This is a genomic window from Pseudomonas sp. P106(2024) (assembly GCF_057480815.1).
Window position 1 is genome coordinate 307,806 of sequence record NZ_JBLIYU010000006.1, and the last position, 20,685, is coordinate 328,490.

General features: G+C 64.2%; 19 protein-coding genes and 2 pseudogenes. 8 read left to right on the plus strand and 13 right to left on the minus strand.

What is annotated here, in order from left to right; translation table 11 throughout:
- The first annotated feature begins 198 nt into the window (after positions 1-198).
- The 3 genes from AC25M7_RS13190 to AC25M7_RS13200 all read left to right on the plus strand — a co-directional run bounded on the left by AC25M7_RS13190 (position 199) and on the right by AC25M7_RS13200 (position 5,192).
- Positions 199-1,572, plus strand: coding sequence for a TolC family outer membrane protein (locus AC25M7_RS13190; RefSeq protein ID WP_028691108.1), 1,374 nt, complete (start codon positions 199-201; stop codon positions 1,570-1,572).
- A 77-nt stretch (positions 1,573-1,649) separates the two neighbouring features.
- Entirely contained in the window at positions 1,650-3,785 is a 2,136-nt protein-coding gene (locus tag AC25M7_RS13195; RefSeq protein WP_486971133.1) for a type I secretion system permease/ATPase, read from the plus strand.
- Positions 3,786-3,836: 51 nt separating this feature from the next.
- Positions 3,837-5,192, plus strand: a complete 1,356-nt coding sequence (locus AC25M7_RS13200; RefSeq protein ID WP_241412911.1) for an HlyD family type I secretion periplasmic adaptor subunit — start codon at positions 3,837-3,839, stop codon at positions 5,190-5,192.
- Positions 5,193-5,277: 85 nt separating this feature from the next.
- On the opposite strand, the gene AC25M7_RS13205 is transcribed toward AC25M7_RS13200, so the two are convergent.
- From AC25M7_RS13205 to AC25M7_RS13240, 8 genes and pseudogenes are all read right to left on the minus strand, one after another.
- Positions 5,278-6,009, minus strand: a complete 732-nt coding sequence (locus tag AC25M7_RS13205; protein WP_062360629.1) for a proteasome-type protease — start codon at positions 6,007-6,009, stop codon at positions 5,278-5,280.
- Positions 6,010-6,041: 32 nt separating this feature from the next.
- Positions 6,042-6,839 (minus strand): transglutaminase family protein, encoded by a 798-nt coding sequence (locus AC25M7_RS13210; RefSeq protein WP_186596949.1) that lies wholly within the window; start codon positions 6,837-6,839, stop codon positions 6,042-6,044.
- Entirely contained in the window at positions 6,836-7,786 is a 951-nt protein-coding gene (locus AC25M7_RS13215; protein ID WP_028691113.1) for an alpha-E domain-containing protein, read from the minus strand. Before AC25M7_RS13215 ends, AC25M7_RS13210 begins: the two co-directional genes overlap by 4 nt.
- 3 nt (positions 7,787-7,789) lie before the next feature.
- Positions 7,790-9,199 carry a circularly permuted type 2 ATP-grasp protein gene (locus AC25M7_RS13220; protein WP_028691114.1) on the minus strand — a complete coding sequence of 470 codons (1,410 nt, stop codon included), beginning with the start codon at positions 9,197-9,199 and terminating at the stop codon, positions 7,790-7,792.
- Positions 9,200-9,402: 203 nt separating this feature from the next.
- On the minus strand, positions 9,403-10,002 hold the full coding sequence (locus AC25M7_RS13225; RefSeq protein WP_028691115.1) for a tRNA-uridine aminocarboxypropyltransferase: 600 nt from the start codon (positions 10,000-10,002) through the stop codon (positions 9,403-9,405).
- A gap of 150 nt (positions 10,003-10,152) precedes the next feature.
- Positions 10,153-11,181, minus strand: a complete 1,029-nt coding sequence (locus tag AC25M7_RS13230) for a methyl-accepting chemotaxis protein (protein WP_371263157.1) — start codon at positions 11,179-11,181, stop codon at positions 10,153-10,155.
- A 234-nt stretch (positions 11,182-11,415) separates the two neighbouring features.
- Positions 11,416-11,760 (minus strand): annotated as a pseudogene (locus AC25M7_RS13235) (PAS domain-containing protein); the annotation flags it as partial.
- A gap of 98 nt (positions 11,761-11,858) precedes the next feature.
- Positions 11,859-12,752 (minus strand): LysR family transcriptional regulator, encoded by an 894-nt coding sequence (locus tag AC25M7_RS13240; protein ID WP_028691117.1) that lies wholly within the window; start codon positions 12,750-12,752, stop codon positions 11,859-11,861.
- 226 nt (positions 12,753-12,978) lie between these two features.
- Here AC25M7_RS13240 and speB point away from each other — a divergent pair, with 226 nt between their 5' ends.
- Positions 12,979-13,929 carry an agmatinase gene (gene speB, locus AC25M7_RS13245; RefSeq protein WP_062574808.1) on the plus strand — a complete coding sequence of 317 codons (951 nt, stop codon included), beginning with the start codon at positions 12,979-12,981 and terminating at the stop codon, positions 13,927-13,929.
- A 168-nt stretch (positions 13,930-14,097) separates the two neighbouring features.
- Positions 14,098-15,477, plus strand: coding sequence for a sodium:solute symporter family protein (locus AC25M7_RS13250; protein WP_486971129.1), 1,380 nt, complete (start codon positions 14,098-14,100; stop codon positions 15,475-15,477).
- Between the two features lie 70 nt (positions 15,478-15,547).
- On the opposite strand, the gene AC25M7_RS13255 is transcribed toward AC25M7_RS13250, so the two are convergent.
- Complete coding sequence (locus tag AC25M7_RS13255) at positions 15,548-15,676, minus strand: PA1414 family protein (protein WP_256206021.1); 129 nt, start codon at positions 15,674-15,676, stop codon at positions 15,548-15,550.
- A 124-nt stretch (positions 15,677-15,800) separates the two neighbouring features.
- Positions 15,801-16,694, minus strand: a complete 894-nt coding sequence (ptrR, locus tag AC25M7_RS13260) for a putrescine utilization regulator PtrR (RefSeq protein ID WP_186600158.1) — start codon at positions 16,692-16,694, stop codon at positions 15,801-15,803.
- Positions 16,695-16,800: 106 nt separating this feature from the next.
- Between ptrR and AC25M7_RS13265 the strand changes: the two genes are divergently transcribed.
- Positions 16,801-17,970: an MFS transporter gene (locus AC25M7_RS13265; RefSeq protein WP_486971130.1), complete on the plus strand. Its 1,170-nt coding sequence runs from the start codon at positions 16,801-16,803 to the stop codon at positions 17,968-17,970.
- Positions 17,971-18,065: 95 nt separating this feature from the next.
- Positions 18,066-18,209 (plus strand): annotated as a pseudogene (locus AC25M7_RS13270) (helix-turn-helix domain-containing transcriptional regulator); the annotation flags it as partial.
- 16 nt (positions 18,210-18,225) lie between these two features.
- Here the strand turns inward: AC25M7_RS13270 and AC25M7_RS13275 are convergent.
- The 3 genes from AC25M7_RS13275 to AC25M7_RS13285 all read right to left on the minus strand — a co-directional run bounded on the left by AC25M7_RS13275 (position 18,226) and on the right by AC25M7_RS13285 (position 20,151).
- Positions 18,226-19,152, minus strand: coding sequence for a DMT family transporter (locus tag AC25M7_RS13275; RefSeq protein ID WP_084943071.1), 927 nt, complete (start codon positions 19,150-19,152; stop codon positions 18,226-18,228).
- A 91-nt stretch (positions 19,153-19,243) separates the two neighbouring features.
- Positions 19,244-19,648, minus strand: a complete 405-nt coding sequence (locus AC25M7_RS13280) for a hypothetical protein (RefSeq protein WP_028691123.1) — start codon at positions 19,646-19,648, stop codon at positions 19,244-19,246.
- A 104-nt stretch (positions 19,649-19,752) separates the two neighbouring features.
- Positions 19,753-20,151, minus strand: coding sequence for an SMI1/KNR4 family protein (locus AC25M7_RS13285; RefSeq protein ID WP_051555688.1), 399 nt, complete (start codon positions 20,149-20,151; stop codon positions 19,753-19,755).
- Between the two features lie 414 nt (positions 20,152-20,565).
- On the opposite strand from AC25M7_RS13285, the gene AC25M7_RS13290 reads away from it, so the two are divergent.
- Positions 20,566-20,685: transposase (locus AC25M7_RS13290; protein WP_486971134.1), on the plus strand; the 120-nt coding region annotated here is incomplete at its 3' end.

The window sequence follows — 20,685 nt, forward strand, 5'->3', positions numbered from 1 at the left end:
ACCTGAATGAAACAATGTCTCGGATTCCTTAGACCGCATAAGTTTTTTTTCGCATATATCTTATGAAAAAATCTTCTTAGCTCGCCCGATAAATGTTCTTAGCTCTGTTGTTACAAACCTGAAACGGTTTGATTCTAATTTTTCGTCATTTTTTTGGCGAACAGCAGGACATTATTCAAGACCAGGGAGATGTACCCCATGCGCGCTTTAACCCCCATCACCAGTGCGATTTTGTTGGCCATGGCGTGTGCCAACAGTCAGGCGATGTCGATCACCGAGGCTGTCCAGAACGCCGTGGACCAGCATCCCGAGATCAGCGCCAGCCGCAACAGCAGGCTGTCGGCCGACGAGGATGTGAAGTTCGCCCGCGGGGGGTACTACCCAACCGTCGATCTGGTCGCAGGCTACGGCCGGCAACGCTCGGACAACACCAACACCCGCGGCTTCAACCCCGACGGCACGCGTAACCACAACAAGGAAACCCTCAACTACACCCAATCCGAACTGCGCCTGCGGCAGATGCTGTTCGACGGCTTCAACACCTCCAACGAGGTCGCCCGCACCGAAGCGGTGGCCACCTCGCGCGCCTACTACACCCAGGCCACCGCCGAGACCGTCGCCCTGCGCGCCATCGAGGTCTACCTCGAAGTGCTCAAGCGCCGCGAGCTGGTGACCCTGGCCAAGAACAACCTGCAGGCGCACCTGCGGGTCAACGACCAGATCGGCCTGCGCAGCGAGCGTGGCGTGGGCAGCACCGCCGACCTCGACCAGTCCCGCGCCCGTCGCGCCCTGGCCGAGAACAACCTGGACACCGCCGAGGTCGACCTGGCCGACGCCGAGGCCAACTTCTACAGCGTAGTCGGGCGCATGCCGGACGAGCTGGAAACACCGGTCACGATCAAGGGCGAAGTACCGGCCGACCTGCTCAACGCCCGCCAGGGCATGCTGGAGAACAACCCCTACCTGAAGTCGGCCCAGGCTGACGTACGCTCCGCCGAGCAGCAATACGAAGTGGCCAAGTCGCCCTTCTACCCGCGCCTGGACGCGGTGCTGGCCACCGGCGCCAACAACAACATCGGCGGCCAGAAGGGCCACGACAACAACGACTGGCAGGCCGGCGTCGAGCTCAGCTACAACCTGTTCCGCGGCGGCAGCGACAAGGCCCGCCTGCAGTCCGACGCGCACAAGATCAACCAGGCGATGGACATCCGCAACAACGCCCTGCGCGAGCTGAATGAAAACCTCAGCCTGGCCTGGAACGCGATGAACAACGCCCGCAAGCAGACCCCGAGCGCCCGCGAGTACGCCGAAACCACCCAGCGCGTACGCGCCGCCTACCAGGACCAGTTCGGCCTGGGCCAGCGTACCCTGCTCGACGTGCTCGATAGCGAGAACGAGCTGTACAACGCCAACCGACGCTATACCGAAGTGCGCTACACCGAAGAGTTCTCCATGTACCGAGTCCTGGCGACCATGGGTGAGTTGCTGAGCAAGCAGCACATCTCGCTGCCGCCCGAGGCCATCGCCAAGACCGAAGTACGCAACGAGGCGAAACTGCCAGACATGCGCTAGGTTCTGACGAGACAAGAGATTTTTCGCCAGCGCCCGTTTCCCGTCCACCGCGGCAGGAGTAGGCCATCGTGACCAGTATGCAAAGCGCGCAACCGCGCCTGGATGTTGATGATCCGTTGCTCGATGGCCTGTTGATCCTGTGCAAGTTGCACGGCTGCCCTGCCAGCCGTGCCAGCCTGTGCAGCGGCCTGCCGCTGGCCGCGCAGCGCCTGCCCCTGGCCCTGCTGCCCCGCGCCGCCGCGCGGGCGGGGTTGCAGGCGCGGGTGCTGCAGCGTGAGCTGGACGCCATCTCGGCACTCAACCTGCCGGTCTTGCTGATCCTCAACGACGGCCGCAGCGCCGTGCTGCAGCGCTGGGGGGACAACGGCCGGGGCCTGCTGCTGCCGTGCGAAGCCGAAGGCGGCGAGCAGTGGGTCGAACGCGATGCCTTGGCCGAAGCCTACAGCGGCCAGGCCCTGTTCGCCCGTCCCCGTCATACCTTGGAAGAGGTGCGCGCCCCACTGATCCCGCGGGTCAACGCCTGGTTCCGCGACACCGTGCGCCACTCCCGATGGCTGTATGGCGATGCCCTACTGGCCAGCCTGCTGATCAACCTGCTGGGTTTGATGGTGCCGCTGTTCGTCATGCAGACCTACGACCGCGTGGTGCCCAACCAGGCGCTGTCCACCCTCTGGGTGCTGGTGGCCGGCCTGTTCATCGGCACAGCTTTCGAGCTGGTGCTGCGCATGGTTCGTGCGCACCTGCTGGACCAGGCTGGCAAGAAGACCGACCTGATTCTCTCGGCCACTTTGTTCGAACGCATTACCGGCATGAGCATGAAGGCGCGGCCGGCCACCATCGGCGGCTTCGCCCAGAGCATCCATGACTTCCAGGGACTGCGTGAATTCCTCACCGCGGTCACCCTGACCAGCATCATCGACCTGCCATTCGTGGCGCTGATGCTGCTGGTGATCGGCCTGCTCGGTGGCTGGCTGGTGGTGATCCCGCTGATCGCCTTCCCGCTGGCCGTGGGCCTGGCGCTGTTCATCCAGGTGCGCCTGCGTGACACGGTACAGAAGAGTCTGAGCCTCGGCGCGGTGCGCCAGGCGCTGCTGATCGAGACCCTCGGCGGACTGGAAACCCTCAAGGCCTGCGGCGCCGAAAGCGAACGCCAGTACCAGTGGGAGCACACCAACGGCGCCATCGCCCGCCTCGACGCCCATGCCCGCAACCTGTCCTCGTTGGCCAGCAACGGCACGCTCTTCATCCAACAATTCTGCGGCATGGCCACCATCGTCGCCGGGGTCTACAGCATCATCGCCGGCAACCTCAGCGTCGGCGCGCTGGTGGCCAGCTACATGCTCGGCAGCCGGGTCCTCGCGCCGCTGGGCCAGATCGCCGGGCTGATCACTCGCTACCAGCAGGCGCAGTTGACCATGCGCAGCACCGACGCGCTGATGAGCCTGCCCCAGGAACGCGAAGCCGAGCACCAGGCCCTGGAACACACCGCGCTGCAGGGTGGCATCAGCATCAACCACGCCACGTTTCGCTATGCCGGGCAAACGGCCCCGGCGCTCAATGATGTCAGCGTCACACTCAAGCCGGGCGAGCGCATCGGTATCATCGGCCGCAGCGGCTCGGGCAAGAGTACCCTCACCCGCCTGCTGATGGGCTTCCATCACCCCGAAGATGGCCAGGTGTTGCTGGACAACCTCGACCTGCGCCAGCTGGACATCGCCGACCTGCGCAGCCAGGTCGGCTACGTGGCCCACGACCTGCCCCTGCTGGCCGGCAGCCTGCGCGACAACCTCACCCTCGGCGCCCGCCACGTCAGCGATGCGCGCATGCTCGAGGTGGCCGAGCTGACCGGGGTCAGCGAACTGGCCCGCCAGCACCCGCAAGGCTTCGACCGCCCGGTGGGCGAGCGCGGCCAGCTGCTGTCCGGCGGCCAACGCCAGGCCGTGCTGCTGGCCCGGGCCCTGCTGCTGGAGCCGCCGATCCTGATCCTCGACGAACCCACCAGCCACATGGACAACAGCAGCGAGGAGCAACTGCGCCAGCGCCTGCTGAACTGGGTGCAGGACAAAACCCTGCTGCTGGTCACACACCGCACCTCGATGCTCAGCCTGGTGGACCGGCTGCTGGTGCTGGACAACGGCAAGATCGTCGCCGACGGGCCGAAGGACGCGGTCATCGACGCGCTGCGCAAGGGCCGTATCGGCGCGGCGCTGTGAACCAACAACCTGGGATTCCACAACGGCCTCGGTCTGCACCGGAGGTAGAACATGCCCCTCAGCCACAGCGTGCGCAGCTACCTCCAGGGCGCCGACAAGCGCGCCGAGCGCGACTACATGCCGGAGTTGGCCGGTGCCACCTTGCAGGAATCGCCCAGCCTGTCGCGCCTGACCGTGTGGCTGGCCGCGATCCTGCTGTTGGTAGCCTTGGTCTGGGCCAATTTCGCGGTGCTCGACGAGGTCACCGTCGGCGAGGGCAAGGCCATTCCGTCTAGCAAGGTGCAGGTGGTGCAGAACCTTGAGGGCGGCATCGTCACCGAGATCTTCGTGCGTGAAGGGCAGATGGTCGACAAGGGCGCGACCCTGCTGCGCCTGGACGACACGCGCTTCAAGTCGAACAAGGGCGAGAGTGAAGCCGACCGCTACGCGCTCACCGCCCAGGTCGAGCGCCTGTCGGCCGAGTCCGAAGGCCGTCCCTTCGTGTTGTCGAGCGAAATCCGCGCCAAGGCACCGCAGGTGGCCGAGGACGAAGCCGCTCTGTATGACTCGCGCCAGCGCCGCTTGGCCAGCGAAAAGCAGACCCTCAACGAACAATTGCGGCAAAAGACCCAGGAGCTTGCCGAGTTCCGCTCCAAGGTCGATCAATACCGCTCGGCGGTCGGCCTGCTGCAACAGGAACTGGACATGTCCTCGCCACTGGTGAGCAAGGGTGCCATATCCCCCGTGGAAATCCTGCGCTTGAAGCAGCGCAGCGTCGAGGCGCGCGGCCAGCTCAATGCCACCAACCTGGCCATTCCCCGCGCCGAAGCGGCGATCGCGGAGATCCGCAGCAAGATCCAGGAATCCGACGCCAGCTTCCGCTCCGACGCCGCCAAGGAACTCAACGACAAGCGCACGGAGCTGTCGAAGATCACCGCCACCAGCATCGCCATCGACGACCGTGTCAACCGCACCACCGTGGTGTCGCCGGTGCGCGGCATCGTCAAGCTGCTGAAGGTCAACACCATCGGCGGCGTGGTCCAGCCCGGCAGCGACCTGGTGGAGATCGTGCCGATCGAGGACAACCTGCTGATCGAGGCCAAGGTAAGGCCCCAGGACGTGGCGTTCCTGCACCCGGGGCAGACCGCGATGGTCAAGTTCAGCGCCTACGACTACACCATCTACGGCGGGCTCAAGGCCAAGCTGGAACTGATCGGCGCGGATACCGTCACCGACGATAAGGGCAATGCGTTCTACCTGATCCAGGTGCGCACGGACAAGAACCACCTGGGCGGGGACAACAAGCCGCTGCTGATCATTCCGGGGATGGTGGCCACGGTGGATATCATCACCGGGCAGAAGAGCGTGCTGGACTATCTGCTCAAACCCGTCCTCAAGGCCAGGACCGAAGCGTTGCGAGAGCGGTGAATGCGTATCCAGGCGCCTTCACGGACAAGCCCGCTCAGACAGGCATATCAGCACAGCGGGATCGGTGGTGCGCGCCTATCCCCCCTCAGCGGATATAAACCTCCGGTGGCTCCGGCAACGCGGCGAGCAGATCCCGCAGACCATCGGCCCACTGCGCCTGGATCCGCAGAAAATAGGGATCGTGGGTGCCGATCCGGTGACAGTTGCTGGCAGCCAGGCTGTCCTTGCGATACACCAGCACATCCAGTGGCATGCCCACCGACAGGTTGCTGCGCATGGTCGAATCGAACGAGATCAGGCCACAGCGCAATCCCTCGCCCAGGGGTGTGTGATACAGCAGGTTGCGATCAAGGATCGGCCTGCCGTACTTGCTCTCGCCCAGTTGCATGAACGGCGTGTCTTCCGTGGCCTGGATGAAATTACCCTGGGGATAGATGTTGTACACCCCCATGGGCTGCTCGGCGATCTGCCCGCCCACCAGGAACGAGCAGCTCAGGTCGACCTTGCCTGCCAGTTTGGTGCAGTCGCGGGCGATCACCTCGCGGATGGTCTCGGCCACCAGCGCCGTGGCGTCATACAGCGTCGGCACGTTCAACAGGTGCGCGCCGTCCTGGTTGCAGCGCTGACGGAGCAGGCTCACCACCGATTGCGACGTGGCCAGGTTGCCGGCGGTCTGCAGCACAATCACACGCTCGCCCGAGCGGTTGAAAACGAATAGCTTGCGAAACGTCGATATCTGGTCGATCCCCGCATTGGTCCGTGAATCCGAAATGAACACCAGCCCATCGGCCAGGTGCATCGCAACGCAGTACGTCATGGTGCTGACTCATGCAGAGGTAGGAAGTGTCGCTATTGCTGCTGAAGCTGTGGCTTGGAGCTGACCAGAACCTGTGCCTGCATCGACTCGGTCCCACCGCCACGGCGCATGCCGCGTACCGGGCAAGCGTCCAGGTAATCATGCCCCACCGCCAGTTTCAGGTGGCGCTCGGGCCGAGCCAGGCGGTTGGTCACATCGAAGCTGTACCAGCCATCGTCAAGCCAGGCCTCGGCCCAGGCGTGACTGGCCAGATGGTTCTCGTCCTCGGTGCACAGGTAACCTGACACATAGCGCGCCGGCACGCCCAGGCTGCGGGCACAGGCGAGAAAAGCGTGGGTATGGTCCTGGCAGACTCCGGCGCGGTTGGCGAACGCCTCGGCGGCCACGGTATCGACCGCCGTCGAACCGGGCCTGTAGGCCATGTGATCGGCCAATCCGTTCATCAACTCGATCAGCGCCGTCCGATCACGACGAGCGCCACAGTGGCGCACGGCGAAATCGCGCAACGCCTCGTCGGGGTTGCTGAGCTTGCTCGAGCGCAGGAAGGGCAAGGCCGATCGAGAGTCGTGCTCCACCTCCAGGGTCTGGTCGATCTCCACCTCGCCGTGGGCGCTCAGCATCAACGCACCATGGGGTTCGTCGAGCGTCAGCACGTGCAGGACGTTGCCATAAGGGTCAAGTTGGCTGCCTACCGGGCGCGGCAATTCCAGCTGCCATTGCAGGACGCGCTGGCGCTCGCTGCTCTGGGGCGTCAGTCGCAGCAGCTGAATGCTCATGCAGACATCGTCGGAATAGTGATAGGTGGTGTCGTGACGAATGGACAGTCTCATACTACCTCCAGATAGGAATCGTGAACGCTCTGCCCCAGATGATTGATCTGGCCAATGTGATGGTTCAGCCACTGATGCAATCCGGACGCGAGAATTTCCTCGATACCGGTAAAGCGCAACCGCGCACTGAGCTCTGCCGCGAGGCGTTGCGCCGGACGCCCGTTGTCGCCCGGCAGGCCGGCCAGCAACTGGGCCAGCTCCTCGACACAGGCATGCAGCGAACGCGGTACGTCCGCGCGTAGCAACAACATCTCCGACACCTGCTCGGCACCGGGAGCCGTGCGGTAGATTTCATTGAACGCCTCGAAGGAGGACAGTGCCCGCAGCAAGGCACTCCACTGGTAATAGCCACGGGCCGAATTGTCACTGACCTCCTCGGACTCCTCACCAAACATTTCGTAGCGCGCATCCAACAGGCGCAGCGTGTTGTCGGCCCGTTCGAGGAAGGTGCCCAGCCGGATGAAGCCATAGGCGTCATTGCGCATGATGGTGCCGGCGGTGGCTCCGCGGAACAGATGCGAACGCTCCTTGACCCATTCGCAGAAAGAGTTGATGCCGTAGCGTGCCAGGCCCTTGTCGGCGATGTTGCGCATCTCGAGCCATGTAGCGTTGATGTTCTCCCACATGTCAGCAGTGATCCGCCCGCGCACGGCATGCGCATTGCTGCGAGCCGCGCGCAGGCAACAATAGATGCTGCCGGGATTGCGTTCGTCCAGGGCGAAAAAATGCAGCATGTACTCGACGTTGAGTTCACCATGGCGACGGTGATAATCGTCCAGCGTCCCGGCCGCCAGCAGCGACATCGCCAGCTCGGCTCGGCCATCGCTACGCCCCGCCTGCGGCATCAGCGAAAGCGAATAGCTGACTTCGAGCATGCGTGCGAGGTTCTCCGCGCGCTCAAGGTAACGGGACATCCAATACAGGTCGGCAGCCGTTCTTGAAAGCATGATTCAGTCCTCCACCACCCAGGTGTCCTTGGTGCCGCCGCCCTGGGAAGAATTGACCACCAGCGAGCCTTCACGCAGCGCCACGCGGGTCAGGCCACCTGGCACCAGGCGGGTTTCCTTGCCTGACAGCACAAACGGGCGCAGGTCGATATGCCTGGGCGATATGCCACTTTCGACAAAGGTCGGGCAAGTGGATAGGCACAGCGTGGGCTGTGCGATGTACGCATGGGGTCGCGCCTTGATACGGGCACGGAACGCTTCGATTTCCGCCGTGCTGGCGGCCGGCCCGACCAACATGCCGTAGCCACCAGACCCTTGGGTTTCCTTGACCACCAGGTCCGCCAGATTGGCCAGCACATGGGACAACTCCGCAGGCTTGCGACATTGCCAGGTGGGCACGTTCTTGAGAATCGGCTCTTCGCTCAGGTAGAAGCGGATCATGTCGTCGACATACGGGTAGATCGACTTGTCGTCAGCCACTCCGGTGCCCACGGCGTTGGCCAGCACAACGTTGCCGGCCCGGTAGGCCGTGATCAGTCCTGGCACGCCCAGCAACGAGTCCGGATTGAACGTCAGCGGATCGAGGAAGGCATCGTCCAGCCGGCGGTAGATCACATCGACCGCCTGCGGGCCTGACGTGGTACGCATGAACACCCGGTTGTCACGCACGAACAGGTCAGCGCCCTCCACCAGTTCCACACCCATTTCCCGCGCCAGGAAGGCATGCTCGAAATAGGCACTGTTGAAGCGGCCCGGAGTCAGCACCACGGTGGTGGGATTGTCCAGCGGGCTTGAGCGCTTGAGGGTGTCCAGCAACAGATTGGGATAGTGGTCGATGGGCGCCACCCGCTGGGCGGCGAACAGCTCCGGGAACAGCCGCATCATCATCTTGCGATCTTCGAGCATGTAGCTCACGCCGCTCGGTGTGCGCAGGTTGTCTTCCAGGACGTAGTAGCTGCCGTCGCCATCGCGCACCAGATCGACACCGGCGATGTGCGCATAGATGCCTCGGTGCAGGTCCAGCCCCTGCATGGCCACCTGGTAACCGTCGTTGGCCAGTACCTGCTCCGGTGGGATGATGCCTTGCTTGAGGATCCGCTGGTCGTGGTAGATGTCCTCGAGGAACAGGTTCAACGCCTGCACCCGCTGGATGCAGCCACGCTCCACGACCTGCCACTCGCTGGCCTTGATGCTGCGCGGAATGATATCGAAGGGGATCAGCCGCTCGGTACCCTGCTCATCGCCGTACAAGGTGAACGTGATGCCTGCCCGGTGAAACAGCAGGTCCGCCTCGCGACGCCGCTGTTCGAGCAGCTCCAACGGCGTATCGGCCAGCCAGCGTGCGAACGCCTGATAATGAGGCCGGCAATCACCCGCCGCATCGTACATCTCATTGAAAAAGGCCCGAGGCATAATCAGTTCCTCACCACGCAATGCTTGTCCGTTATCGATGCATGGTTGACCTAGCAATAGCAGTGCCGGAAACACGGCACCTCAGGCGGGACGAGGTGTGCACGGGTCGCAGCAGGCGGCGGCCATGCCCCAGATCAGGGCTTCACCGGCGAACGCGCCCCTGTCGGTGAACCAAAACAGGGTGCTGGTGATCGGCGTAGTGCTCACTTTTCGCCATGATTACGTTCGAACGTCTCCTGCCCCATCGCGCTGATCTGCCCCTCGATCAGCGCTTCGAAAGGCCTCAACAAAGCAGCGAAGCCGCTCGGCGCCTCCAACACATTCAACGCCTGCACCACCGCCTCCAGGGTCGACAAGGCCCCTGGTTCCGGTGCCTTGCGCAGCCGGTAGCGCGAGGGTGGGACGTTGCCCAGGGCCACTCGCGGCAGCGCCTCGAGCTGCGGGTTCAGGTACAGCATCTTGCGCGCCTTGCGCCAGGTGCCATCCGGCACGATCAGCATCAGCGGCAGGTCGACGTCTTGACCATAGCCTTGCAGAACCTCGGCTTCATCACCGGGGAACAGCAACGCGGGTCGATAGCCCGGCGTGGCCAGCAGCGTGTGCAGGTCGTCGAACACCTCGCCGATCCGCAGCTCGGCGTTGACCAGCCCAAGGACCGCAAGGCGTGCGGTGTTCAGGGCGTGGGCGGTTTCACTGGGGTGCTGCAGCACGACCACGCGGGTGCGGCTGTCCAGGTGCGGGATCAGTGGGCAAAGGCAATGGGCGAGCGGGCGCTGACAACGCTCGCAGCGGGGTCTGGGCATGGGGGGCTCCTTGGGGCGGGTAGTTTGCCACAGGGCTGCCATCCCCGGGTTGCTGCGAGGCATTCGTGGGAGCGGGCTTGCCCCGCGATAAAGCCAGCACCGCAATCGCGGGGCAAGCCCGCTCCCACGCACCGCTCACACAGTCCAACTTCAGCGGTTGAACCGCTCCGCCAGGCTGTGCAGGTACTCCGCCATGCGCTCCAGGTCCTGGCTGATCTCGGCCCCCTGCCTGGCCTGCCCCGCGCTTTCGTCGCACAAATGGGCGATGCGCACGATCTGCTGGTTGATGTCCTCGGCGACATGGCTCTGCTGCTCGGACGCCGTGGCCATCTGTTGGCTCATGCCAGTGATGCGACTGACCGCCTGGGCGATCCCCGACAACGCCGCCTGCACCGCCTCGACACTGTGCACGCTGTCGCTGGAGATCTGTTGGCCGCGGCTGGCGCTGGCCACCGCGCGGTCGGCACCGGAGCGCAGGGTGGAGATGATGTGGTGGATCTCCTCGGTCGAGGCGCGGGTCCGCTGCGCCAGCGAGCGCACTTCATCCGCCACCACGGCGAAACCCCGGCCCTGCTCGCCGGCCCGCGCCGCCTCGATGGCGGCATTGAGCGCCAGCAGGTTGGTCTGCTCGGCAATCGAGGTGATCACATCCACCACGCTACCGATCGACTGCGTCTGCTCGGCCAGGGCGTTGACCGCCTGGCCGATGTCGCTCACCGCCTCGCTCATGCTGCCCATGGCGCGCAGGCTCTGCTGCGCCAGGTCGCTGCCCTGCTGGGCCAGCTGGTCGGCGTCGCTGGCGGCATGGGCGGTGCTCTGCACGTTATGGGTGACCTGCTGGATGGTCGCCGCCATCTGCGCGATGGCGGTGGCCGACTGGTCGGTCTCGCTGCGCTGGCGGTCGAGCATCTGCGCCTGGGCATCGGACAGGTCGGCGGACTGCGCGGCTCGCGACTTGACCCCGACACCGGCATCCACCAAGCGGGTCAGCGCGGTCTGCAGGCGCGCCTCCTCGCTGATGATCGCCAGGTCGAGCTGGCCCTGCAGCCCGGGGTTGTCGCTGTAGGTCAGCGCCACCAGCGGGCTGGTGAAGGCCTTGGGGTGCTCCTGCAGGGTGCGCCGGATCGACTGGTTCTGCCGGTGCTCGACCACGTACCAGGCCGCCAGCAGGCTGGCCATCAGCACACCCAGTGCCGCGTAGGGGGGCAGCCACAGGTAGGCGGCGGCCGACAGCAAGCCTGCACCGATCAGCGGCCAGCCATGGCCGATCCCATGCCCCAGGCGCGCCGCCAGCGGTACCGGCGAGCGCCCCGCCCGCAGGCGGGCATACAAATTCTCGGCCCGGCGGATCTGCTCCCGGGTCGGCACCGAGCGCACCGACTCGTAGCCGCTGATGCGACCGTTCTCGTAGACCGCCGTGACGTAGGCGCTGACCCAGTAGAAGTCGCCGTTCTTGGCGCGGTTCTTGACCACGCCCATCCAGGGTTTGCCTTGCTTGATGGTGTCCCACATATGCCCGAAGACCGCCGGCGGCATGTCAGGATGACGCACCAGATTGTGCGGCTGGCCGACCAGTTCGTCGTAGGTGAAACCGCTGATGGCCACGAAGGCGTCGTTGCAATAGGTAATGCGACTGTTCAGGTCGGTGGTGGAGATCAGCCGCTGGTCTTGGGGAAAGGTTCTTTCGTGCTCGGTGACGGGCAAATTCATGCGCATCGTTGGCGATCCCTTGCTTATCCAGATGAGTGGGAAAATCATCAAAGCAAGTAGATATTTAGCAGAAGGCCATCAGGTGAGCGGTCAAGTTTTGTAGGAAATTTTCCCGGCCTGACGGAATGTGCTGAAAACGACCTGGATCAACCCACGTTGAGCTGACTCTTGAGCAGATCACGGAACGTCTGGATCAAGGGTTCCCGGCTCCGGCCACGGCGGATGATCAGGGAAAACGGCGCCTGGTAGCCGAAGGTCGCCGGCGACAGCACGCGCAGATCGCCCTTGTCGACCCAGGCCTGGGCGTAGTGCTCGGGCAGGTAGCCAATGTAGGCGCCGGAGAGAATCAGAATCAGCTGCGCTTCCATGCTCTCCACGGTGGCGGCGCTGTGCTTGAAACCGTGCCGGGCCAACTCCGCCTGGCTCCAGTAGCCACGCCCGACCATGCGCTGCTGGGTGATCACCGGCTCCGGGATCCGTCGCTCGCCGAACAGCGCGTGACGGCTGCTGCAATACAGCCAGTGCTGCTCGCGGTACAACGGCTGGTAGACCAAGCCACTCATGCGCGATGAAAACGCGCCGATGGCCAGGTCCAGGCGGTTGTCCTGCACGCCCAATTGCAGTTCGTAAGGGCTGGACACCGACAGGTGCAGGTGTACCGCCGGGTGTTCCTGGCTATAGGCGCCGATGGCCTCCGCCAGCGGCAGGGCGCGGTCGCCCACGGTGGAGTCGATCACCCCGAGGTTGAGGGTGCCGCGCAATTCGCCCTTGAGCGCCGCCGCATACTGCTCGAAGCCATCCAGTTCCCCCAGCAGGCGCAGGGTCTCCTGATGAAACAGCTCGCCCTTGCTGGTCAGGCTGAAACCGCCACGGCCTCGGTGGCAGAGCACGATGCCCAGGGCGCTTTCCAGCTGGCTCATGTAGGTGCTGATGGCCGAGGTCGACAGGTTGAGGTCGCGCTGGGCGTTGGCGAAGCCCTGGTGACGCACCACGCTGGCAAAGATGCGCAGCAGTTTCAGGTCGGGCAGCGATGAGGCCATGGGGCAACGGGTCCGTGGGCTGGAAATGGCCTGAGTCTAACCCGGCCGCGCACCGATAGTTCAGAAATTCCTGAAGTAAGTTTTTGTCGGTAGCGATTCTTCCCGGGCACTACCTTGCGCAGACTGCGGCGAAATGTCCCTGCCCGCCAGCACAACCAGAGCAACGAGGTGCGCGGCGGCACAGGTTCGAACAAACAGAACAATCGACCGACTGATGAGGCCCACCGTGGACAAGATTCTCCACCAACCACTGGGCGGCAACGAAATGCCGCGTTTCGGCGGCATCGCCACCATGCTCCGACTCCCCCACCTGCAGAGCGCCGAAGGGCTCGACGCCGCGTTCATCGGCGTGCCCCTGGACATCGGCACCTCGCTGCGCTCGGGTACCCGCTTCGGCCCACGGCAGATCCGTGCCGAGTCGGTGATGATCCGCCCGTACAACATGGCCACCGGCGCCGCCCCGTTCGACTCGCTGTCGGTGGCCGACATCGGTGACGTGGCGATCAACACCTTCAACCTGCTGGACGCCGTGCGCATCATCGAAGAGGCCTACGACGAGATCGTCGAGCACAATGTCATCCCGCTGACCCTCGGTGGCGACCACACCATCACCCTGCCGATCCTGCGTGCCCTGCACAAGAAGCACGGCAAGATCGGCCTGGTGCATATCGACGCCCACGCCGACGTCAACGACCACATGTTCGGCGAGAAGATCGCCCATGGCACCACCTTCCGCCGCGCCGTGGAAGAAGGCCTGCTCGATTGCGACCGCGTGGTGCAGATCGGCCTGCGCGCCCAGGGCTACACCGCCGACGACTTCAACTGGAGCCGTCGCCAGGGCTTCCGTGTGGTCCAGGCCGAAGAATGCTGGCACAAGTCGCTGGAGCCGCTGATGGCCGAAGTGCGCGAGAAAGTCGGTGGCGGCCCGGTGTACCTGTCGTTCGACATCGACGGCATCGACCCGGCCTGGGCGCCAGGCACCGGTACCCCGGAGATCGGCGGCTTGACCACCATCCAGGCGATGGAGATCATCCGCGGCTGCCACGGCCTGGACCTGATCGGCTGCGACCTGGTCGAAGTCTCCCCACCGTACGACACCACCGGCAACACCTCGCTGCTGGGCGCCAACCTGCTGTTCGAAATGCTCTGCGTGCTGCCGGGCGTGGTACGCCGCTAACCGCCGAGTACCGCCCGTTTACAGGGGCGCTGCAATCGATTGCTTGACCCCGGCAGGAGCCATTCGGGAGGGCCATAGAGGCCCGCCAACACATGACAGGACCGCCGGGCGCCTTGCAGCGTCCGGACGGCCGATCTCGCCATAATAAAGATAATCGGGAGACCCCCAATGGCCTTGGACATCATCGTTGTACTGATCTATGCCGCCGGCATGCTCGGCCTCGGCTGGTACGGCATGCGGCGCGCAAAGACCCACGAAGACTACCTGGTGGCCGGGCGCAACCTCGGCCCGACCCTGTACATGGGCACCATGGCCACCACCGTGCTCGGTGGCGCCTCCACCGTCGGCACCGTGCGCCTGGGCTACGTCCATGGCATTTCCGGCTTCTGGCTGTGCGCCGCCCTGGGCCTGGGGATCATCGCCCTCAACCTGTTCCTGGCCAAGCCGCTGCTGCGCCTGAAGATCTTCACCGTCACCCAGGTGCTGGAGCGCCGCTACAACCCGATGGCCCGCCAGGCCAGCGCGGCGATCATGCTCGCCTACGCGCTGATGATCGCGGTGACCTCGACCCTGGCCATGGGCACCGTGCTGCAGGTGCTGCTCGACGTGCCGTTCTGGATGGCGCTGCTGTTCGGCGGCGGCGTGGTGGTGGTGTATTCGACCATCGGCGGCATGTGGTCGCTGACCCTGACCGACATCGTCCAGTTCGTCATCAAGACCGTGGGCCTGATGTTCATCCTGCTGCCGGTGTGCCTGTACAAGGCCGGCGGCTGGGACGCCCTGGTGGCCAAGCTGCCGGCGACCAGCTTCAGCTGGACCACCATCGGCTGGGACACCATCATCACCTACTTCCTGATCTACTTCTTCGGCATCCTGATCGGCCAGGATATCTGGCAGCGCGTGTTCACCGCCCGTGACGAGAAGGTCTGCCAGCGCGCCGGCACCACCGCCGGTATCTACTGCGTGCTGTACGGCCTGGCCTGCGCCCTGATCGGCATGGCCGCCCACGTGCTGATGCCGGACCTGGCCAACCCGAACAACGCCTTCGCCGAGATGATCAAGGGCCAGTTGCCCGAGGGCATCCGTGGCCTGCTGATGGCCGCCGCCCTGGCCGCGATGATGTCCACCGCCAGCGCGGGCCTGCTGGCCGCCTCGACCACCCTGACCGAAGACCTGCTGCCCAAGTTGCGCGGTGGCAAGCAGTCGAGCCTGGGCATCAACCGCCTGTTCACCCTGCTCACCGGCCTGGTGGTGCTGGGTATCGCCCTGGCAGTGAACGATGTGATCAGCGCCCTGACCCTGGCCTACAACCTGCTGGTGGGCGGCATGCTGATCCCGCTGATCGGCGCGATCTTCTGGAAACGCGCAACCACCGCCGGGGCCATCGCCAGCATGTCGCTGGGCTTCGGCACCGCGCTGTTGTTCATGTTCAAGGACGGCCTGGAAGCCAACTCGCCGATCTACTACAGCCTGGCCATCGGCCTGGTGAGCTTCGTGGTGGTCAGCCTGGCTTCGCGCAAGCCGGTGGCGACGGTGAACCTGGCCTGAGGCCAGATCCCGGGGCAACAACGCAAAAGGCCGCCGCATCGATAAGATGCGGCGGCCTTTTTGTCAGGGGTCAGCGCCGACGCGGCTGGCGCTTGCGCTGTTCTTCGTCGGTCGGGATCGGCACCGGCTGCAGCGGTGGCGGGAGCAGCCCCAGGGCGACGGCGAGGTCATGGAGCCAGTTGTACATGCGTTCGTTCATAGTGCCCCCTTGACGGGTCAGCCTCACGGTCAATCAAACTTGCGATGCGTCATACAGATCATAGACCTATGTCCTGTATTGCGCATGCCTCTGTTCCTACACATAGGGGCGATTTTGACCCGGATCAAGCGCTGATGGCAGCTTCCGACGGTCGGTCAATCGTTTCGCTTTGTTGCAGGTCGATCCAGGCCTGCAGATTCGCCCCGCGTTTGCCCTGGCGCCACATCAGCCAGGTCATCGCCTGGTCGAACGGCGCCTGCAGCCGATGCGCCCGCACCTGCTCGCGGCCCGGCAGGCTGTCGAGCATGGACTGCGCCATCAACGCCACGCCGGCCCCGGCGATCACACAGGCCAGCATGCTCTGGTACGACTCGATCTCCATGACCCGCCCCATGGGCGTGTGGTCATGGGCGTACCAGGCTTCCAGGCGCATGCGGTACGAGCAGCCCTGGCGGAAGGTGAACACCGCCTTGCCGGCGACATCCCTGGCGCTGTGCACCGCCGGGTGCTCGGGGCTGGTGATCAGCACCAGGGTTTCCTCGCACAACGGCACGCCATCGAGCCCTGCCAGGTTGAGCGGGCCGTCCACCAGCGCCGCGTCCAGCCGATGGCTGAGCACCCCCTCCAGCAGCTCGGCACTGGGCGCCGCCTGCACTTGCAGGTTCACCGCCGGGTAGGCCTGGTGGTAGCGCGCCAGCAGCGCCGGCAAATGAATGGCTGCCGTGCTGTACATGGTGCCCAGCACGAAATCCCCCGCCGGCTGGCCGCCCTGCACCGCGGCCAGCGCTTCGTCGCGCAGGCTGGTCAGCCTATGTGCATAGTCCAGCAGCACCTTGCCGGCCGGCGACAGCTGCAAGCGCTGGCGCTCGCGCAGGAACAGCTCCACCCCCAGTTGCTCCTCGAGCTGGCGCAGGCGCGTCGACAGGTTCGACGGCACCCGGTGCAATCGCTCGGCGGCGCGGGTCACCGAGCCCTCCTCGGCCACGGCCTGGAAGATGCGCAGTTGGCTGAACTCCATGAGATTCTCCAAAAAAGAACAACTTGATCATCATTATTCAATTTTATTGAAAGTCAATGAACCCTACCCTGCCATCCATCGCATCCCTTCGTGCAGGAGACTTTCCATGTCGCCCTTCGTGCAATTGCTGGCCAGCGTCGTGGCGCTGATGATGGCCATGGGCATCGGACGCTTCGCCCTCACGCCACAACTGCCCCGACTGATCGCCGAGGGCCAGTTCGACCTGACCGCTGGCGGCCTGGTCGCCGCCGCCAACTACCTGGGCTACTTCCTCGGCGCGGTGGACGCCATGTTCGCCCGCCAGCCCGCCCAGGTGCGCCTGCGCCTGCATGGGGGGTTGTGGCTGTGCGTGCTGCTGACCCTGGCCTCGTGGGCCGCCGACGGTTTCTGGAGCCACCTGCTGCTGCGCTTCGGCACCGGCGTGGCCAGCGCCTGGGTACTGGTGATGATCGCCAGCCTCAGCCAGCAACTGGCCAGCGCCCATGGCCGCCAGCGCCTCGGTGCGCTGGTGTTCGCCGGGCCCGGCGTCGGCATCGCGGTGACGGGCGTGCTGGCCCTGGGTGCGCACCTGCTGGGGCTGGATTCTGCCGCCCTGTGGCTGGTCTATGGCGTCGCCGCGCTGGTCATGCTGCTAGCGGTGCTACCGTGGCTGCCACGGGCGCTGGAGCCCGCCGCCACGCCTGCGGCCGTCAACGAACAAGGCCATGGCACCGGCATCGGACGGCTGGGACTGGTCTATGCGCTCTACGGGATCGGCTACATCCTGCCGGCCACCTTCCTGTCGCAGATGGCCAGCCAGCAGTTCCATGGGCAGTGGCAAGCCGACCTGTTCTGGCCCGCGTTCGGATTGGCATCGGCGCTCGGCGTGGCCATCGTCAGCCTGCGCCGCCCTGGGCGGACCTCTGCCTGGCTGACCACCACCCTGTGGCTGCAAGGGCTCGGCGTACTGGCCTGCCTGCTCGGTGGCGGTATCGGCCTGGCATTGGGCGTGCTGCTGTGCGGCGGGCCGTTCCTGGCCTGCATGCAACTGGTGATGCAGCGCTCACGGGAGCTGGCGCCCCATGCCACACAGCGCAATGCCGGGTTGCTGACCGCATGCTTTGCCCTGGGGCAGTTGAGCGGGCCGTTGCTGGCGGCGTTGAGCAGTCATTTCAGTGGTGGATTACAGCCAGCATTGGTGTTGGCGGCGGCAGGGTTGGCCGTGGCCGGAGTGCTGGCCGTGACGGGAGGTCATTACCTGCAGGATTGCCACTCAAATGCCCGAACAGCCGGGTGATGGTGGGTTCAGTTCAGCAACAGATCGAAATCATTTGTGCCTCTCTCGACAACGTTTCATTGGCTACATTCTCCAGCACTCGCAGAGGACGCAAAATGACTGAAACGTTCCATGAATTCGACGCTGCCGCCTATCTGGCTTCTCCGGAAACCATCGCACAGTTCATGGCTGACGCATTAGAGACAGGAGATGCAGCCTACGTAGCAAAAGCCGTGGACGTGGTGGAGCGCGCCAGGGGCCGGCGCGTCTACCCTCTCATCCCACCAGCTTGCGCAACTGCTGCCGCACCCACGCCTCGGCGCTGACCATGACCACCCCGAGCAATACCATCACCGCGCCGATCACGAAGTTCAAGCTCAACGGCTCATCCAGCAGCAACACGCCGAAGGTCACCCCGAACAGCGGCGTGATGAAGGAAAACACCGCCAGGTTCGAGGCCAGGTATTTGCGCAGCAACCAGAACCAGGTCAGGTAACTGACGAACGACACCACGATCCCCTGGAACAGCACACTGCCCACCGCTAGCGGGGTCAGCGAGAAATCGGCGATCTGCCCGCTCACCAGGGCGATCAGCACCAGCCCGACAAACCCCACCGCCAGCTGGTAGAACAGCGTCAGGGTCGCCGGCGCCTCGGACAGGCGCGAGCCGCGCACCACCACCGTGGTCGCGCCCCAGGCCAGGCCTGCCAGGATCGCCAGGGCATCGCCCAGCAACATGCGTCCATCGAGGTACTCTAGGGAAACGCCACCAGCAAAGGCCAGGGCAATCCCCCCGAAGGCCAGCAGGATGCCCAGCCACTGCAACAGCCGCAGCCGTTCGCTGGGCATCATGAAATGCAGCCCCAGGGCGGTGAAGATCGGCGCGGTGTAGAGAAACACCGACATATGCGCCGCCGAGGTCAGCTTCAGCCCCTCGGCGATGAACAGGAACTCCAGGCCGAACAGCGCGCCGGCCAGCAACCCGGCACGCCAGGTGCTGCCCACCTGGCTCCAGCCTCCCCGCCAGCAGACCAGCAGCCCCACCAGCAGCGCGGCGATACCATTGCGAAACGCCGCCTGCATGACCGGTGCAATGTCCACGGCAGCGGATTTGATCAGCACCTGCTGGCAGCCCCAGATCAGGCACAGCCCCAGCATGACCTGGAAGGCGAAGGCGTCGGGGTTCTTGCGGACCGCAGTCATGGGCGGCCCCTCAGCGGGTTGAACGGCATGGCAAGGCTCGGCAGTGAGAATGGATCCCGATTATCGGGGGACCGGCCTTGCCGATGCCAGTCTAAATTGATCCGCCAGCGATCTGTGCCTTGGCCGAGACGTGCTCGAAGGTGGCTTCGTCCAGCGCATCAGCCTGTTCATCGAGCACCTGGCGTGGGTGTTCGAAGCCCGGAATGCTGCTGTCGATCAGGCTGAGCAGGCGCGAGCCACGCGGACTGAGGACGAAATTCTCGCCGTTGCCGCCTTCCGCTTCAGGCCGGCTCTCGATGAAACCCCGTTCCAAGAGGATCTTTTCGTACTCGCAGGCCTGGGCCTTGAGCTGGTTCAGATCGCCCGGCGCCTCGCCATCGGCGGCCAGCGCGGCGGCATGCTGCTCGGCATAGGGGCGTGGCGTGAAACTGTGACCGGCGCCGTTCTGCACTTCGTGCAGCAAGCGTTCGATCAAGTCCCAGTCGTATGTGCTCATGGGGTAAGCCTCCTGCTGTGGACAAGTAGGTACACAGCGTGGGACTGACAGAGGTTGCCAGGTGTTCAATCAGAAACCGAGGCCACCCCATTGCTCCTCGACGGCTAAAAGTCGTTCAGCATTTCACGTATGTACTCGGAAAAACTGTCCGCCACTTGATGCGCTTCACGGCTTACCGGGTCGATATCGACAACCACCCAGCCATTGTTCGTATCGAACCCCGAGCAGTACCCCTGCATGTCATCCCCGAACAGGAGGATGCCGTCCAGGGGGAGTTCATCATCTTCATCGTAGATCTGGTCTGGCGTCAGCAGGCCCTCATACAACATGTAGGCAGCCTTACCCACTTCACCCCAGCCAAGCTCCTTCATGAAGGCAACATAATCGGCCGGCACTTGCGAATGATCGGCAGTCAGTGCCGCGAGCACCTGCGCATTGACTGTTTTCAGTTTTGCAAGCAGGCCGGATGCCTTGTCCGGCTGCAGATCTTCATACCTGTCCACGACCGCTCCTTCCATATCACGAATCAGCCGAAACTCGATCACGACAACGCCGGGGTGGCGAACATGCTTTCTGCCCCGGGCTTAGCACCTATACAAATCGTAAAAATACTCGTTGATACATTTCCCACTCAACACTTGTTTCGAATCGAAATCCAAGGTTTGAGAGACGACAATTCCTGCTCTCAGGCTCTCTGGAAAATCTTCAATCGATGCATACTCCCCTGGCACCAGAAACCTGAAGTAGTCTCCCATACTCGTAGGGCCATCAAACCCAACGGGGAAGTCCTCTCCCTCCCGGGAACCTTCGACTGCGTGATAGACAAAGAATCCTTTGTTAAAGGCTAGGCTGGCTGAATCGCCCCTGGTTTCGTAGACACCTCCAAGCCTCATAATGAGGCCCAAATAGGAGGTGCCATGAGTCGTCAGCGTTACCCCGAAGAATTCAAGATCGAAGCGGTCAAGCAAGTGACCGAAAAAGGCAAACCTGTCGCCGAGGTCGCCCAGCGCCTGGGCATGTCCGTGCACAGCCTTTAC